Below are 17,330 nucleotides of genomic sequence, written 5' to 3'. Positions count from 1 at the left end.
GCCCGATTCGAAAGAGTCGGGCTTTTTTGCGTCTGGGAGCTTTCAGCTTTCAGCCATCAGCGGTCAGCCATCAGCTGTCAGCCATCAGTTGAAATGTGGGGTTGTTTAGTACAGATACTCCCTCAGCAACAACCCCCGTAGGAGGCACTTCAGTGCCGAATTCAGACCATAAAAACACATTCATGGCTAAAGCCATTCCTACAAGTACACTTTGCCTAGAGCCTAGAGCCTAGAGCCTAGAGCCTAGAGCCTAGAACCTAGAGCCTAGAACCTAGAACCTCCACCTCGCGGCTGATCGCTGACGGCTGAAAGCTTATAGCTCTGTGATGTGTTGGGTTTCGCTCCGCTATACCCAACTACGCCAGACATTAAAACTTTCCCCTCGCTAACTTTCCCCTCGCTAACTCCCAACTTGTAACTCACGAACTTGCTCAGCTACTGTTCATTAAATTAACTTTGCTTTGTTTATGGCTTTGATTTAGGATCAAATCAGTTTAAAAGCAAGAACTAATGGCCTGTGTCTAGATTACTTATTTGTTTATTATTATTATTTTCGAGTGCTTCAACTTTCGCTGTTGAGGTGACTAATTTATATCAAGATACTCTTAAAGTTGCAGACAAATCACGTGATGCTCGTTTGGCAGCAAGCCGTGAAGCACTGCTAAATGTGCTGGTGAAAGTGAGTGGTGATACAAGCGCAGATCAAAACACTGTTGCTAAACAGCGCACGCGTGACATTTCAGATTACATGCTCAAATTCGAATATGACGAAAAAGCTGATGGCAGTTTAAATCTGGTTGTTAAGTTTGAAGCCAATAAGATTAATGCATTAATCAAAGATCTTGGCTTGCCATTGTGGGGGACACGTCGTCCTTTAGTGGCTATCTGGTTAGGCATTGAAGATAACTGGCGCCGTGAACTGGTGACTCAAGAGTCTTATCCGCAGCTTGAACAGCTTATATACGACAAAGCAGGTCGTCGTGGTTTACCTGTGGTTGTGCCATTACTTGATTTACAAGACCGCGCTATTGTTGGCATACCAGAAGTATGGGGTAATTTCTCTGAACCCGTAGAGCGGGCATCGAGTCGTTATAGTGCAGAGCGCAGTATTACTGCAAGAATGTATCAACAAGCTGATTCAGAAACCTGGATCCTAGATTGGCGTTTCACTAATGCAGAATTATTCGATACTAATCGCTTGATGGGTGATAAGCAGCAAATTGTTGCAGATATGATTGACAGTTTAGCAGGTGGTTTAGCAGCAGAATATGCCATTGATCCAACAATGATTGGCCAACTTGCAACAGCAACTTTCTATCTTAAAGGTATTAATAACTTTGTTGATATTGAATTTGCTAAACGCCGTTTAGAGAGCTTAAGTGTTGTTACTCGCGCTGTGATATCTGTACGTACGCCTGATACCGTACAATTTATAGTTAATCATACTGGCAGCATGAACGACTTTAGAAAAGCGTTAGAACTTGATAGTGCCTTTAAAGCCTATCAAGACCCGCGAGATTTTTATCAAGTGGTGAATAGCGACGAACTTGAATATCAGTGGCAGGGGCTTTAATCGCAGTGCAAGAACCAATGCAAATGGCATTGCCAGTTACTTTGCCTGATGATGAAACATTTACTTCTTATTTTGGTGGCGAAAACTCTCTTGAAGTGAGTCATCTTAAAGATGCGTTCACAAAGCTCAGTAATAAATTTCAATATACCTACTTATGCGGTTTAGGTGATTCTGGTAAATCCCACCTATTGTACGCGACCTGTATTCATGCCCAAGAGCGTGGTTTATCAACCATGTTACTTTCAATGCGTGAAGTGATTGATTATGGTCCTGTTGTGCTTGAAGGTCTGGAAAATCTTGATGTGTTATGTATCGATGACGTGCACTTAGTGGCAGGCAACGATGCATGGGAGAAAGGATTATTTAACTTTTTTAATCGCTTTAATGAGCCGGGTAAATACCTTGTGGTCACAGCTGATTTATTACCTGACATGCTGCATATCAATCTTCCTGATTTAGTATCGCGTTTGAAGTGGGGCACAACATTACAAATTCGCTCAATGAGCGATGATGATAAAGCGGAAGCCCTCGTACGCCGTGCTCATATGCGCGGCCTTGAACTAACTGATGAATGTGCGCGCTTTTTATTAACGCGATTAAGCCGCGATATGCGTGCATTATTAGACGTTTTAGACAAACTTGACCATGCCTCAATGGCTGCACAAAGAAAATTAACAATTCCTTTTATAAAATCAACGTTAAAGCTTTAGTAGGGCTAGAATCTAGTCCTTGCTTTCAGTTATCATTAGCTATTACAAAAATCCTTCTGTGAAAGACCAGGTACTCAATGAACTTAGAAAATATTTTAGCGCAAGCACTTGAGGCAGTTGCCAGTGCGAATGAAATCGCGCAACTAGAAGATATCAGGGTTAATTACCTTGGTAAAAAAGGTGAAATCACCAGCTTACTTAAAACGCTAGGCAAAATTGCCCCTGAAGAGCGTAAAGAAGCGGGTCAAGTGATTAACCAAGCAAAACAAGAAGTACAAACAGCCATTAACGAAAAGCGTGAGTTACTAGCAAGTAAGGCTCTTGAAGAGAAACTAGCTGCAGAAACGATCGACGTAACTTTACCGGGTCGTGTTATGCCAACAGGTGGCTTACACCCAGTAACTCGTACTATTGAACGTATTGAAAGCTTTTTTGGTGAGTTAGGTTTTGCGGTTAAATCAGGTCCTGAAGTTGAAGATGATTTTCATAACTTCGATGCGCTAAATATTCCTGAGCACCACCCAGCGCGAGCTGATCACGATACTTTCTATTTCAACCCTAAGCTTGTGTTACGTACACAAACTAGTGGCGTACAAATCCGTACTATGGAAACTGAGCAGCCACCACTACGTATCATTTCACCAGGTCGTGTTTATCGTAACGATTATGACCAAACACACACGCCAATGTTCCACCAAGTGGAAGGCTTAATGGTTGATACAGATGTAAGCTTCACTGAGTTAAAAGGTATTCTGCACGACTTCTTACGTAACTTCTTTGAAGAAGATATGGAAATTCGTTTCCGTCCTTCTTACTTCCCATTTACTGAACCATCAGCTGAGGTTGATGTTATGGGTAAAAACGGCAAGTGGTTAGAGGTATTAGGCTGTGGCATGGTTCACCCTAACGTTCTTAAATCAGTGGGTATTGATCCAGAAAAATACACAGGCTTCGCATTCGGTATGGGTGTAGAGCGCTTGACTATGTTGCGTTACGGCGTAAACGACTTACGTGCATTTTTCGAAAACGATTTAAAATTCCTAAACCAGTTCCGTTAAGAGTGAAGATATAAAATGAAATTTAGTGAAAAGTGGTTAAGAGAGTGGGTTAACCCAGCAATCGACACACAGGCTCTTTCGGAACAGTTATCAATGGCTGGTCTTGAAGTTGACGGTGTTGAGCCTGCAGCAGCAGAGTTCACCGGCGTTGTTGTTGGTGAAGTTGTTGAGTGTGGTCAACACCCAGATGCTGATAAATTACGTGTAACTAAAGTAAACGTAGGTGGTGATGAGCTACTTGATATCGTGTGTGGTGCACCTAACTGTCGTCAAGGTTTAAAAGTAGCTGTTGCGACAGTTGGCGCTGTATTACCTGGCGACTTCAAAATTAAAAAAGCCAAACTTCGTGGTCAACCTTCACACGGTATGCTGTGCGCATTCGTTGAGTTAGGTATCAGCGAAGAAGGTGATGGCATCATGGAATTACCAAGTGATGCACCAATCGGTACAGATTTACGTGAGTACTTAAGCCTAGACGACAACATTATTGATGTTGACTTAACACCTAACCGTGGTGATTGCCTAGGTATTAAAGGCCTAGCGCGTGAAGTAGGCGTACTTAACAGTGTTGATGTAAACACACTTGAAATCGCACCAGTTGCTGCAACGATTGATGACAAAGTATCGATTGAGCTTGTGAATGATGAAGCGTGTCCTCGTTATTTAGGCCGTGTAATTAAAGGTATTAACCTTGATGCAGAAACACCACTTTGGATGGTAGAGAAGCTTCGTCGCAGTGGTATTCGCTCAATCGACCCTGTTGTTGATGTAACAAACTATGTGTTATTAGAGCTAGGTCACCCAATGCACGCATTTGATTTAAATGCGATTGAAGGTGGTATTAAAGTACGTAGCGCAAATGCGGGTGAAGAGTTAGTTCTGTTAGATGGCAACACAGCTAAACTAAACGAGTCTACGCTTGTTATTGCTGATCACAACAAAGCGCTTGCTATTGCAGGTATTTTTGGTGGTGAAAAATCAGGTGTAACTGAAGCAACATCAGATATTTTATTAGAAAGTGCGTTCTTTAACCCTGTCGCTATTGCTGGTCAAGCACGTAGCTACGGTTTACACACTGATGCGTCACACCGTTACGAGCGTGGTGTCGATTTTGCACTGCAAAAAGATGCAATGGAACGTGCGACAGCATTACTTCTTGAGATTGTTGGCGGTGAAGCAGGCCCAGTTGTTGAAGCAGTCGCAACTGACAAATTACCAAAAGTAACAGAAGTACGTTTACGTCGAGAGCGTTTAGACCGTGTTATTGGCCACCACATTGATGATGCAAAAGTAACTGACATCCTAACGCGTTTAGGTTTAGACGTGAAAATTGTTGATGGTGTATGGAGTGCTGACGTACCTAGCTATCGCTTTGATATTCGTATCGAAGAAGATTTAATTGAAGAAGTTGCGCGTGTTTACGGCTATAACAGTATTCCTAACGTTGCACCAACTGCTAAATTAAAAATGACTAACCATGACGAGTCACATGTTGCGGTTACTAAATTCCGCAATACGCTTGTTACTCGTGGTTACCAAGAAGCAATTACTTACAGCTTCGTTGATCCAAAAGCACAAGCAATTTTACACCCGCAAAGTGATGCGCTTGTATTGCCACACCCAATTTCGGTTGAAATGTCGGCAATGCGCGTGAGCTTGATGCCGGGTCTATTAGCGTCTCTAGTTTATAATCAAAACCGTCAGCAACCACGTGTACGCTTATTTGAGCACGGCTTAAAATTCTTACGTGACGAAAATGCTGAAAACGGTGTAAACCAAGTTGCTGTCATTGGTGGTGTAATCTCAGGTCTTGCACACGGTGAACATTGGGTTCAAGAGAAGCGTAGCGTTGATTTCTATGATTTAAAAGGTGATGTTGAAGCACTTTTAGCGATTAGCAATGATTCATCACGTTTTGAGATAAAAGCAGAGCAGTCTGATGGCTTACACCCAGGCCAATCAGCCGTTATTTATGTTGATGGTAAAAAAGTAGGTTTCTTTGGTGCAGTGCACCCACAGGTGCAAAAGTCACTAGATATCAACAACACAGCATTTGTGTTTGAAATCGAAATGTCTGCACTAGAAAAAAGAAAATTACCAGAAGCAGTGGCAGTGTCGAAATTCCCGTCAAACCGCCGTGATATCGCGATTTTAGTGGAAGATCACGTAAAATCTGGCGATATTTTAAATGTCATAGAAAAAGTTGGCGGAAATCAATTGGTTGACCTAAACTTATTCGATGTGTATAAGGGCAAAGGTATTGAGCCAAATTATAAGAGTTTGGCGATTGCTCTAACACTGCAAGCGGTTGATAGAACGCTCGAAGAGAAAGATATCAATCAAGTAGTTGATAATGTGGTGGCCGCACTGGCCGAACAATTTAACGCATCGTTGAGGGACTAGATATGGCGCTTACTAAAGCCGACATAGCTGAACACCTATTTGAAAAACTCGGGATCAATAAAAAAGATGCCAAAGATTTAGTTGAAGCGTTTTTTGAAGAAATCCGCTCAGCGCTAGAAAAAGGCGAGCAGGTTAAGCTCTCTGGATTTGGTAACTTTGATCTTCGAGACAAGAAAGAACGTCCAGGCCGCAATCCGAAAACAGGTGAAGATATTCCTATTTCGGCGCGCAGAGTTGTGACTTTTAGACCAGGTCAAAAGCTAAAAACTCGTGTAGAAGTTGGCACAAGCAAAGCAAAATAAGAAAAGGCAGCGTTAGCTGCCTTTTTTATTTGTCTGAGCACTGCACATTAGCGAGTTGGAATTATCAAAACCCGCGTGGTGATACGAAGCTTCCTTCTTGGATACTGTCGTAGGTTTTTTGTGCTAAATCATCTAAGCTGTCTAGGCTTTTGCCTGCGGCAGCGAGTTGATGCTCAATAGGTAAAATATCGACATCTTCATACCCTGATAATTGTGCTACACGTGCAAAGGTGTAGGCATGTTTATACTTTTCGTGTTTGTAGAATAAGCTCACAAGAGTAGGGTAGATCTCAGGATTGGGTGCTTCACCTGCTTTATTTAACTCTAGCGTTTTGTAGAGCAAATCAATGGTTTTTTCATCATCAAACTTCACGTAGTAGCTTGCCAAGAAAAACTGCATTTCGGCATCTTCAGTCACCCGTTTATCTTGCTTTTCTTCCAGGGCGAGCAATTTAGTTAACGCAGATTGGTCGTTATTACGCGACCAATGGTAATACAATAAACCTGGGTGGTCAGTATTTTTGGTATCTTGAAAAATTCGAGTCATTTCTTTGATGCTTGTTAAATGACCTTCAACACGAGACGTGGTTTTTTCTTTTAGTTTTATGTGCTCAATCTTGGCGGCAAGCGACACACATTGATCGTATTTCTCAAAATCCTTTAATAATTGGTATTTGTTTTCGTCTGTTGGTGACTTATATTCAACATAACGTTGAATGATGACCTCGGCACGTTGCTCTTTGCAGTGACTGTCTTTATTTAAATCACTGCAGAAGCCAGGTGTTTCGTCGCACACTTTCGCTAGTGTAAGCGGATCTTCACAGCCTGCTAATGCCAATAAACCAAGCAACACGCTTGCTCTTAATAACATTCCTTAACCTCTACTTAATTTGTACTACTTTATTCTAGCGCAATGATTTGTTCTGTAACAGTGGAGAATCGTTCGAGTTTAAATTAGAATACCCCTGCCTGAGATGTGTTGCTCTCAAATCACAACACATTTTTTAAGGCTATCCGTTCAAAATTGTTTAATTAGGTAAAAAAAATGACCTCATCTCACGAGTTAGAATACACAAGCAGCTGGCAAGAACGTCAAGATTACGCAGAAAGTATGCAACCTATTATTGGTAGACTTTACCGTAATCGTGGTATCGAAATCGCTGTATATGGCCGTCCTCTCGTTAATGCCAGTACAATCGATATCATCAAAGCACACAAAACAGTTGCTCAGTTTGAAGGTACAAAACTACGTTTACGTGAAAGCTTCCCTTTCTTAGAAGCAATTAGCAAAATGGACTTAAACTCAGCACGTATCGATATTGGTAAACTAGCGTATGGTTATTTGTTTAACGATGCTGCGAAAGGTCGCTCAGTTGAAGAATACTTAACTGACGAACTAGCAGAAATCGCAAACTCAGAGCGCAAAGAGCCACGTGATGTTGTGTTATACGGTTTCGGTCGTATCGGTCGTTTATTAGCGCGTCTATTAATCGAAAAGTCAGGTCCTTATGCAGACCTACGTTTACGTGCAATCGTTGTACGTGGCGGTAAAGACGGCGACTTAGAAAAGCGTGCAAGCTTACTTCGCCGTGACTCTATCCACGGTCCATTCAATGGCTCAATCACAATTGATAAAGAGCGCAATGCAATTAAAGCTAACGGTAGCTACATTCAAGTTATCTATGCTAACTCTCCTAGCGAAGTTGATTACACAGCTTACGGCATCGAGAATGCACTTGTTGTTGATAACACAGGTATCTGGAAAGACGAAGCAGGCCTTGGCCAGCACTTAGAAGCAAAAGGCGCAGCAAAAGTATTATTAACTGCACCAGCTAAAGGTAACATCAAAAACATCGTATACGGTGTAAACAACCAAGATATCAAATCTGAAGATAAGATTGTCTGTGCAGCAAGCTGTACAACCAATGCTATTACCCCTACATTAAAAGCACTTAACGATAAGTTTGGTATCAAAAACGGTCACGTTGAAACAGTTCACTCTTACACAAATGACCAAAACTTAATTGATAACTACCACAAAGCTGAGCGTCGTGGCCGTGCTGCTGCACTTAACATGGTTATCACTTCAACAGGTGCTGCAAAAGCGGTTTCTAAAGCTTTACCTGAGCTTGAAGGTAAACTAACTGGTAACGCTATCCGTGTTCCTACGCCAAACGTATCAATGGCTATCTTGAACTTAAATCTTGAAAAAGGTACAACTGTTGAAGAACTAAATGCGTTCTTACGTGAAACAGCACTTCATTCAGACCTTCGTGATCAAATCGATTACACAGCGTCTACTGAAATCGTATCGACTGACTTAGTAGGTAGCCGTTACGCAGGTGTTGTTGATTCACAAGCGACAATCGTAGATGACAACCGCGTTGTACTTTACGTTTGGTACGATAATGAGTTTGGTTATAGCTGTCAGGTAGTACGCTGTATGCGTGATATGGCTGAAGTAACTTTCCCAAGCTTACCTCGCTAATACCTAAGTTATAAAGAATCTAGAAGCCAGCATTATGCTGGCTTTTTTAGTCGTGAAAGTTTTTGCAAATTTTCAGCATGTGATAGGCTGTTAAGGGTCTACACCATATTACTAACAAAACGTTCTAACTACAGAGCGTTGACTTAATTCTTAACTAACAAGCGAATAGCTAAGAATTATTTTTAACCAATAGGTTTATAGAATGAGAATCACCAGCAATTTTGACAGTGGTAATATCAAGGTTATTGAAGCCGTTGATCCACTGAATATTCAATTAGAAATCAATAAAGACAATCAGTCTGATTTTTTCCAGTGGTTTCACTTTCGTCTTGAAACAACTGCGTTTCAAAACCATAAATTACACATTAATAACCTAGAGAACTCAGCATACCCTGATGGCTGGGAAGGTTATCATGCGGTTGCATCATACGACCGTCAAACTTGGTTCCGTGTACCATCAGAGTACGCAAACGGCACACTATCATTTGAAGTAGAGCCTGAGTGTAGCAGCATGTACTTTGCTTACTTTGCGCCATACAGCTATGACCGTCACTTAGATTTACTTGCATGGGCACAAAGCCAGCATGCTTGTGAATTAGAAACATTAGGCGAAACCCTTGATGGTCGTGACATGAGTGTTTTACGAGTGGGTATTCCTAGCAGTGAGAAGAAAAAAATCTGGATCACGGCGCGCCAGCACCCAGGCGAAACTATGGCTGAGTGGTACGTTGAAGGTTTACTTCATAAATTACTTGATGATGAAGACCCACATGCAGCGGCACTATTATCTAGAGCGGTATTCTACATCGTGCCAAATATGAACCCAGATGGCAGTGTGCGTGGTCACCTACGTACTAACGCTAAAGGCGTTAACTTGAACCGTGAATGGCAAACACCGAGCATGGAAAATAGCCCTGAAGTTTTCTTAGTGCTTAACAAAATGCGTGAAACGGGCCTTGATATGCACTTAGATATTCATGGTGACGAGGCAATTCCTTATAACTTTGTTGCGGGTAGTGAAGGTATTCCAGGCTACGATGATCGCTTAAAAGAGTTAGAAGATAGCTTTAAAGCTGCGCTTTTAACTGTGACGCCTGAGTTCCAAGACGAACATGGTTATCCAAAAGATGAGCCGGGCCAGGCTAACTTAACTGTCGGTTCTTCTGCTGTCGCGCATGAATTTAATGCATTAGCTTACACGGTAGAGATGCCATTTAAAGATAACGATGATTTACCAGATCCAGATTACGGCTGGTCAGACCGTCGCTCGTATCAATTTGGTCAAGATACGTTAGCGGCTATTGTTAACGTGGTTGATAAATTAAGATAACGAACCTTACGGGCATCAGCAAAACTGATGCCCGTAATTGTATCTGTTGACTGAAAAATGACGGTGTAGAGCAGGATGCATCAAATGTTAACGAGGTAGGTACATTTAGCATATTGAAAATTAACTGTTAACAAACTTGGTGGGTTTAAGTTAATATTCAATATGTTCAGCTGTGAAGTAACAAAATCTCATTTTTATTTCTCACAGTCATCGTGTCGCGCATTCTCACAAGCTCACGCTGAGTATCGTAACTAACAATAAAAAATATAATCATAGAGGATATCCATGGAAGCTTTAGTAAGCGCCGTTAATGACATAATTTGGAGTAGTGCACTCATTTATTTATGTCTAGGTGCAGGTCTGTTTTATTCCGTTTTAACCCGATTCGCACAAGTTAGACATTTTAAAGAAATGTGTAAATTATTGCTTAGCTCTAATAATTCAGATACGGGTATTTCTTCGTTCCAAGCACTTGCTGTATCGTTATCAGGCCGTGTAGGTGTCGGTAATATTGCCGGGGTTGCTGCAGCAATCGGCTTTGGTGGTCCAGGGGCGATTTTTTGGATGTGGATAGTTGCGTTCCTTGGCGCAAGTACTGCGTATGCCGAGTCAACTCTTGGTCAGATTTATAAATCAGAAGAAGATGGTCAATATCGCGGTGGTCCAGCATTTTACTTCGACCGCTGCTTACAGCAAAAGTGGTTAGCCGTATTATTTGCAGTATCGGCGATTATTGCTTGTGGTGTGTTCCTTCCGGGCGTTCAAGCGAATGCGGTAGGTAATGCATTCACACAAGTTTTTGGTGAAGGCACATTGGTTAGCACCAGCTTTGGTGAAGTAGGTAGCTTTAAGCTTGTTGCTCTTGCAATCATCTTAATTGTGCTTGCATTTATCATCTTTGGTGGCATTAAACGTATCGCAAACTTCACACAAATCGTGGTGCCATTTATGGCACTAGGTTACATCGTGTTAGCTTTAATCGTGGTTTTCTTAAACCTAGATAAAGTGCCAGGTATCTTCTCAATGATCTTATCTGATGCATTCACCGCGCAAGCAGGCTTTGGTGCTGCTATTGGTTGGGGTGTTAAACGTGGTATTTACTCAAACGAAGCAGGTCAAGGTACGGGTCCACATGCAGCATCAGCTGCTGAAGTTGATCACCCAGCTCAACAAGGTTTAGTGCAAGCATTTTCTGTTTATGTTGATACCATTTTTGTTTGTACAGCAACGGCGTTAATGATTCTAATCACTAAACAATACAACATTGTGGGTGAGTTACCTGCAGGTCAATTCATTGTGCAAAACGTTGATGCTGCAACAGAAGTAGGCTCTGCTGCTTTCACACAAATGGCATTATTTAGTGTATTTGGTGGCTTTGGTGAAGCATTCGTTGGTATTGCTTTATTCTTCTTCGCATTTACCACAATTCTTGCTTATTACTATATTGCTGAAACGAACGTTGCTTACTTAAACCGTTATTTCAAAGGCAATATTCCACTGGTTATTGTTAAGCTAGTCATCATGTTTATGGTTGCTTACGGCATGGTAAACAGCTCTGGTTATATCTGGAATATTGGTGATATTGGCGTAGGCTTAATGGCCTGGATCAACATTGTCGGTATTTTGGCTATTTTCTTTGTCGCAAAACCTGCTCTTAACTGCTTACGTGATTACGAAGATCAAAAGAAAGCCGGTGGCGAAATCACTTTTGATCCAGTTAAATTAGGCATTAAAAATGCGACTTTCTGGGAAAAGCGTCTAGCTGAAAAGGCGAAACAGAAACAATAAATCAGGTTTTTGAGTTTTTGTAGTGAATTTAGTTGTGCAGGTTTTCGAATCTTCACAAATGAATGAAATTCAAATAAGACATCGACTCATAAAACAAGTACAATAAAGGGCGCCTAAAGGCGCCTTTTTTATGCGTAGTATGGAGAAAGATATGGCGATTATTAGTTGCCCGCAGTGTGCAAAATCAATATCTGACAAACATAAGCAATGCCCGCATTGTGAATGCCAAGTCACCGATCTAAGCAATGAGCAATTGCAGCAAATGCAAAAAGAAACGCGCATTCGTAGACAACAAAAGTTTATGAATCAGTCTTTCCTCGCACTGATTTTATTTTTAGGGGGCTTTTTCTGTTATTACTTTATGCACCCCGAAGCAAAGTCTCTTGAGTGGTATGCCTATACATCGGCAATGGCAGTAGGTTTTGTGTGGTATCTTGTAAGCCGCATCTATTTAGTTGTTTTAAAAAAGAAAAAGTAACATGAATATTGATCACATCGTTAAAAATATCACCCCAGAAGTATTTGAACGTCTTCAGTATGGTGCCTCAACGGGTAAGTGGCCTGACGGCACTCCTTTGTCTGAAGAACAAAAACAACAAACCGTTCAACTCGTGATGCTTTATCAAGCTAAAGTTTCGCAAAGCAATGAGCAGTTTACCATTGGCGCAAATGGTGAAATGGTGCAAAAGAGCAAAGCTCAATTGCAAAAAGAATTCGCATCAGAAAATGAAATAGCTAGGTTTAGTGAAAATGATCTTTAAACACCTGTTTACTCCAAAGTGGAAGCATCCTAAAAACCAAGTGCGTTTAGCTGCGGTAGAACGTCTTGATACAGAGCGTGACCTTAGCATCTTAAATAGCATTGCCCTTGAAGACAGCTCAGCTGAGATCCGCAAAAAAGCATTAAACAAAGTGAACGATATTGTTTTATGGTGGCAAGCATACAAGCAAGACCAAGCACTTAAAGACGTTGCAGAACAGCATATTAACCAAGCGGTTTTAAATACCGATAGCCAGCTAGATGCAAATATCAAAAATGAATTTATTGAGCGTTATGCACCAGTCAAAACTCTTGAGAAACTCGCCTTTGCAGAAAAAGAACTTCAAGTTCGCGTTAAGTTATTAAAGCGTTTAGCAAACCCAAGCTTAATTGATAAAGCTTTTAAAGAAGGCCGTGAAGAGCTGCAATTGCAACTTGTTGAGCTTGTGATTAATCATCAACTTGCTAAATCACTATTAAAACATGCAAAAGGTGAGGCACACACACAACTGGCGACTCATCTTGACAATGAACGCTTAGCGATAGAAATGCCTGCCAAAGTAGAAGCTGATACACGTGTGGTATTAGCAAAGCTTAATGCGCTTCGTGATAAAAATGACTTTCAGTTAGTGTCGATGCAACATGCTGAGTTATTACAGCAGTGGCAAGCTATCGAACTAAAATGGCTGAGCGATGAGCAAGTAAGCACGTTAGATAAGAAATATTCAGCGATTACGCAAAAGCTTGAGTCTCATATTGCAGTTTTAAGTAAAGAGCATGAAGCAGCGCAGCAAGCGTTAGCTGAACAACAACGTCAGGTATTAGCACTGGCAAGCCTTGAAGCAATTGGCGAAGAAATTGAAAATGCATTGCAATTAGGCTTAGAAACGCCAGAGCAAATTCAGCAAGATTGGCTCGAGGCAAAAGTTGCAGAGGCAAAAGATGCGTTAGCAGAGGCGAACTTATCTGAGAACAAACATGTTAGTGATGTAAAACTGCACTTAACAAATTTATTTAACCAAGTCGAACAGTTACCGCAACTGGTTAGTGCTATTGCTGAGTTTAAAGAGGCATTTGATCAATTAAACTCAGTTGCGACAACCGAAGACGAAAGCGAGTTTGACGGGCTAAAACAGCAGTTTGAGCAACAGCAAAAATTAGCACGCAAAAAGCTGGCAAGTATTCCTAGTCGTTTACAGGGTCGCTTTAAAGCCAATTTAGCTGAAGTTGTAAACAGCTGGCAGCAAGCGATGGCACCGCTGACGAATAAGTTTGAGAAAAATCAACAAACAGCGAAGCGTAAAGCTCGTGATGTAAAACGCTTAATTGACCAAGGTCGCTTCAATGTTGCCTTTGGTGTGTTTAAAGGTTTTGAAGAGCTATACGCAACACTTACAGACTATTACAAGCAGCCATTAAATAGCTTGAAAGCTGATTTAGAAACACAGTTAGCCGAAGCAAAAGATTGGCAAAAATACGCATCAGCGCCAAAGCGTGAGGCATTACTTGTTGAAGTAAATGAACTTGTTGCAACCGAGTGCACTGACCCTAAACAACGCGCAGAGCAAGTTAAACAGTTACGTCGTCGTTGGAATGAGTTAGGGCGTTTAGATACTGATGCAGAAAAGCAACAAGGCGAGTTATTCGATCAACAAATTGAATTACTGTTTGCGCCGTGTCGTGAGTATTTCGCAGAGCAAGAGCAACAACGTGAGCAAGCTAAAGCACAGCGCGTTGAAATAATCTCGCAAATGCAGCAGTTAACAGAGCTTGATACCTCTTCTGATGAGTTTGATTGGAAGCAGTTTGAAAGCAAGTTTAACCGTACCGCTAAAGCGTGGCGCTCTGCAGGTAACGTCGATCCTAAAACATATCGTGAACTACAAGCGCAATTTAAAGCTGTGCAATCACAAGTTCAAGGTCAACTTGTTGCATTTCATAAAGCAAATGCTGAGCAAAAAGCTGCACTTGTTGAGCAAGCAACACAGTTATCGCAAAGCGATGATTTAGCTGCTGCGTGCCAAGAGCTAAAAGCACTGCAACAAACATGGCAGACTATTGGCTTTGCTGGAATGAAAGCTGAAAACACTTTATGGCAGCAATTCAGACGAGTTAATGACGACACCTTTGCTAAGCGCAGTGCCGAGTTTGAACAGCAAAAGCAAGTTCAGCAACAAAATGACGAAGTTGCCGCAGAGCAATTAAGTGAGCTTGAGTCTGCACTTGAGACCGTGGTGCACCTTGCACAGCTTAAAGATTTAACAGTGAAGCTTGCAGAGCTTGAGTACTCAAAAGCATTATCGGCACGCGTGACTCAGTTAGAGGCAGCGATTAGCGCAAAAACAGCGCAGATCAGTAAGCAAGCAGAGCAGTCTAAGTTAACGGCTTTATTTGCTGCTCTTGAGAGCCACAGTGAACTGCCTTCACAGTTTCAAGCTTCATTAACAACTAGGCTAAACGCTGCGCAGCTGTTAACTCGTATCGAAATTCTGGCAGGCGTAGAATCGGCCGATAGTCAGTTACGTATGACAGAGCAAGTTGCGATGTTAGATGATAAACACCGTGGTGAGCACGCAGATGTTTATTATTACTTAAAGCAATTACTTGCAGTCAGTGAGGGTTCAGTTTCAGCTGACACACTAGCAAGGCTTAAAGCAATATTTGCAATTTAACGAATAAAACCGCTTTTTAAAGCGGTTTTTTTCCGTGTGTTTTTGAGGAAAACAATGAGAATTTTATTACTACTTACCTGTTTATTTTTAGGAGCATGTAAAAGTACAGACCAAGGGATGTCTGTTTACTCGTTTACCAATTCTGAGATTGAAGCAGCACTTGCTAATCAATTACCAAAACTAAGTGAACAGATTAAGCTGATGGGCTTACCAGTTGATTTTGCAGTAAACGACCTGAGTGTCAATGTTGGCCCAGATAAGCGTGATGTGGTGGTTTTAGGAGCTGATTCTAGTGCTGTTATCAAAGCGTTTGCGCTTAAGTATCCAGTACGCTTAAAACTACAAATTGAAGGCAGCCCATTTTATGACAGCGAGAAAAAAGCGGTCTTTTTACGTAATGTAAAACTGGTTGATACAACAATCGACACCGCGGGTTTTAAGGGCAGCTTAAACTTATTAGATGACCAAGCAATGCAAGTGATTAACGGCTTTTTAGCGGTTAACCCTGTCTATAAGCTAAATATGAACGACCCTAAAGTCGCACTGTTGAGCAAACTACCATTAGATATGAAAGTATCTCAGGGTGAAATTATTTTAGTGCCCACACTGTAAAACTATTTGATATTTTAAAGCGGCTTCTAGCCGCTTTTTTTGTAATTGCTTGTTAAGCATGTTCAACCTTGTCATAATTGCTCGTGATATTTCGCGAATTGAGTGATAGCTATGATCAAGGAATTTTTAAACGACCCCACATTACTGCTAAATGCCGTAGGTGAAGGTATTTATGGCTTCGATTTATCGGGTAATGCAGTTTTTGTAAACCCTGCTGCGGAGCGCATGACAGGCTGGAAAGCAGACGAACTCCTTGGCAAAAAAATACATCAATATCATCATCACACTCGTAAAGATGGCTCACCATACCCGGCGGATGAATGCCAAATATATTGCACTATGTTCGATGGCAAACACCGTCATGTAAACGATGAAGTATTCTGGCGTAAAGATGGAAGCTATTTTGCTGTTGAGTATACTTCAACGCCAGTTTATAAAAATGGTGCCTTGATTGGGGCAGTCGCGATTTTTCGCGATGTATCCAAACAACAGCAAACAGAAGTGGCGTTGCGTGATGCCTTAGCACAAGTTCAGCACTTATCTGAGCAGCTACAAGCTGAAAATGCTTACCTGATTTCAGAGTTAAATGAAGATTGGCAAGACTCTGGCTTAGTTGGGCAAAGTCATTCATTTCAAAGTATGCTCGAGCAAATTACCTTGGTAAGCCAAACCAATAGTACGGTTTTGATTTTAGGTGAAAACGGCACGGGTAAAGAGCTGGTGGCACGAAACCTTCACCGCTTGAGCAATCGCGCTGAGCAACCTTTCATAAAAGTAAACTGCGCGGCGTTTTCCGCCAACTTAATTGAATCTGAGTTATTTGGTCATGAGAAAGGGGCGTTTACTGGCGCTAACGAACGCAGAAAAGGGCGTTTTGAACTGGCTGATAAAGGCACTTTATTTTTAGATGAAGTGGCAGAGCTGCCATTAGAGGCGCAAAGTAAATTACTGCGGGTACTACAAGAGCAAGAGTTTGAGCGTGTCGGTGGTAGTCAAACTTTAAAAGTCGATATCCGAGTGTTGGCTGCAACAAATCGTAACTTGTGGCAAATGGTTGAGCAGGGTAGCTTTCGAATGGACTTGTATTATCGCCTAAATGTGTTTCCTATTCGTGTGCCTGCGCTTCGTGAACGCAAGGAAGATATTCCACTACTTGCAGCAAATATTATTACGCAGTTAAACAAGCGCTTAGGTAAACAGTTAAAAGGGCTAAGCAAAGCAACACTCACTAAATTGGCTAATTATGATTGGCCAGGTAATATTCGTGAGCTACAAAATATCCTTGAGCGTGAAGCTATTTTGTCTAAGCAAGCTGTATTACAGCTGTCTGCACCTTTGAGTAACGAGCAATCAAATGAGCAGGTGGTTTCTCTTGATGCTGTACAAAAGCAGCATATTTGTGAGGTGCTAAAACGCTGTAACGGGCAAATATCAGGTGAAAATGGTGCTGCAACCTTGCTGGGCCTGCCAGAAAGTACCCTTAGATCAAAGATGAAAAAGCTAGCGATAAAGCGTTGATTCGTGATATACCGCGAGAATTCGCGATATATCGTGCTTTTGAATGTTCAAATATAAATTTAACCATTTAATATCAATGACTTACTTTTAATTTGTGTTGGCCTGATTGTTGCTCT

The 17,330-nt window shown here is 41.5% G+C and carries 14 protein-coding genes; 13 read left to right on the top strand and 1 reads right to left on the bottom strand.

The features are described 5' to 3' along the window. Positions 1 to 517 precede the first annotated feature (517 nt). The 5 genes from AN213_RS12255 to ihfA all read left to right on the top strand — a co-directional run bounded on the left by AN213_RS12255 (position 518) and on the right by ihfA (position 6,046). The gene (locus tag AN213_RS12255; RefSeq protein ID WP_055198735.1) at positions 518 to 1,573 is read left to right on the top strand and encodes a DUF2066 domain-containing protein; all 1,056 of its coding nucleotides are present in this window, start codon (positions 518 to 520) and stop codon (positions 1,571 to 1,573) included. Then, on the top strand, positions 1,573 to 2,283 hold the full coding sequence (gene hda / locus AN213_RS12250) for a DnaA regulatory inactivator Hda (RefSeq protein WP_171038282.1): 711 nt from the start codon (positions 1,573 to 1,575) through the stop codon (positions 2,281 to 2,283). The genes AN213_RS12255 and hda overlap by 1 nt, the downstream gene beginning before the upstream one ends. Positions 2,284 to 2,360: 77 nt before the next feature. Continuing rightward, positions 2,361 to 3,341, top strand: coding sequence for a phenylalanine--tRNA ligase subunit alpha (gene pheS / locus AN213_RS12245; protein ID WP_054552893.1), 981 nt, complete (start codon positions 2,361 to 2,363; stop codon positions 3,339 to 3,341). A gap of 15 nt (positions 3,342 to 3,356) precedes the next feature. Then, complete coding sequence (pheT, locus tag AN213_RS12240) at positions 3,357 to 5,744, top strand: phenylalanine--tRNA ligase subunit beta (protein WP_055021159.1); 2,388 nt, start codon at positions 3,357 to 3,359, stop codon at positions 5,742 to 5,744. Between the two features lie 2 nt (positions 5,745 to 5,746). Next, positions 5,747 to 6,046 (top strand): integration host factor subunit alpha, encoded by a 300-nt coding sequence (gene ihfA, locus AN213_RS12235; RefSeq protein WP_002960690.1) that lies wholly within the window; start codon positions 5,747 to 5,749, stop codon positions 6,044 to 6,046. Between the two features lie 64 nt (positions 6,047 to 6,110). Here the strand turns inward: ihfA and AN213_RS12230 are convergent, their stop codons facing one another. Beyond that, entirely contained in the window at positions 6,111 to 6,917 is an 807-nt protein-coding gene (locus tag AN213_RS12230; protein ID WP_055021158.1) for a DUF2989 domain-containing protein, read from the bottom strand. Positions 6,918 to 7,091: 174 nt separating this feature from the next. On the opposite strand from AN213_RS12230, the gene AN213_RS12225 reads away from it, so the two are divergent. The 8 genes from AN213_RS12225 (at position 7,092) to AN213_RS12190 (ending at position 17,214) form a co-directional block, all read left to right on the top strand. Further along, entirely contained in the window at positions 7,092 to 8,534 is a 1,443-nt protein-coding gene (locus AN213_RS12225; protein ID WP_054561210.1) for a glyceraldehyde-3-phosphate dehydrogenase, read from the top strand. A gap of 202 nt (positions 8,535 to 8,736) precedes the next feature. After that, entirely contained in the window at positions 8,737 to 9,864 is a 1,128-nt protein-coding gene (locus AN213_RS12220; RefSeq protein ID WP_055021157.1) for a M14-type cytosolic carboxypeptidase, read from the top strand. Positions 9,865 to 10,149: 285 nt separating this feature from the next. Further along, positions 10,150 to 11,652: a sodium:alanine symporter family protein gene (locus AN213_RS12215; protein WP_054561212.1), complete on the top strand. Its 1,503-nt coding sequence runs from the start codon at positions 10,150 to 10,152 to the stop codon at positions 11,650 to 11,652. A 151-nt stretch (positions 11,653 to 11,803) separates the two neighbouring features. After that, complete coding sequence (locus AN213_RS12210) at positions 11,804 to 12,130, top strand: hypothetical protein (protein ID WP_054553080.1); 327 nt, start codon at positions 11,804 to 11,806, stop codon at positions 12,128 to 12,130. A 1-nt stretch (position 12,131) separates the two neighbouring features. After that, positions 12,132 to 12,413 (top strand): YeaC family protein, encoded by a 282-nt coding sequence (locus tag AN213_RS12205; protein WP_054561213.1) that lies wholly within the window; start codon positions 12,132 to 12,134, stop codon positions 12,411 to 12,413. Further along, on the top strand, positions 12,403 to 15,084 hold the full coding sequence (locus AN213_RS12200; protein WP_055198734.1) for a DUF349 domain-containing protein: 2,682 nt from the start codon (positions 12,403 to 12,405) through the stop codon (positions 15,082 to 15,084). The genes AN213_RS12205 and AN213_RS12200 overlap by 11 nt, the downstream gene beginning before the upstream one ends. A gap of 54 nt (positions 15,085 to 15,138) precedes the next feature. Then, positions 15,139 to 15,696 carry a DUF1439 domain-containing protein gene (locus AN213_RS12195; RefSeq protein ID WP_054561215.1) on the top strand — a complete coding sequence of 186 codons (558 nt, stop codon included), beginning with the start codon at positions 15,139 to 15,141 and terminating at the stop codon, positions 15,694 to 15,696. A 111-nt stretch (positions 15,697 to 15,807) separates the two neighbouring features. Then, positions 15,808 to 17,214, top strand: coding sequence for a sigma-54-dependent Fis family transcriptional regulator (locus tag AN213_RS12190; protein WP_054561216.1), 1,407 nt, complete (start codon positions 15,808 to 15,810; stop codon positions 17,212 to 17,214). The last annotated feature ends 116 nt before the right edge of the window (positions 17,215 to 17,330 follow it).

The sequence above is a fragment of the Pseudoalteromonas sp. P1-8 genome (genome assembly GCF_001399985.1).
Lineage (GTDB): Bacteria > Pseudomonadota > Gammaproteobacteria > Enterobacterales > Alteromonadaceae > Pseudoalteromonas.
Note: the sequence above shows the minus strand (reverse complement) of the source record. Positions and strands in the feature narration are given on the sequence as shown.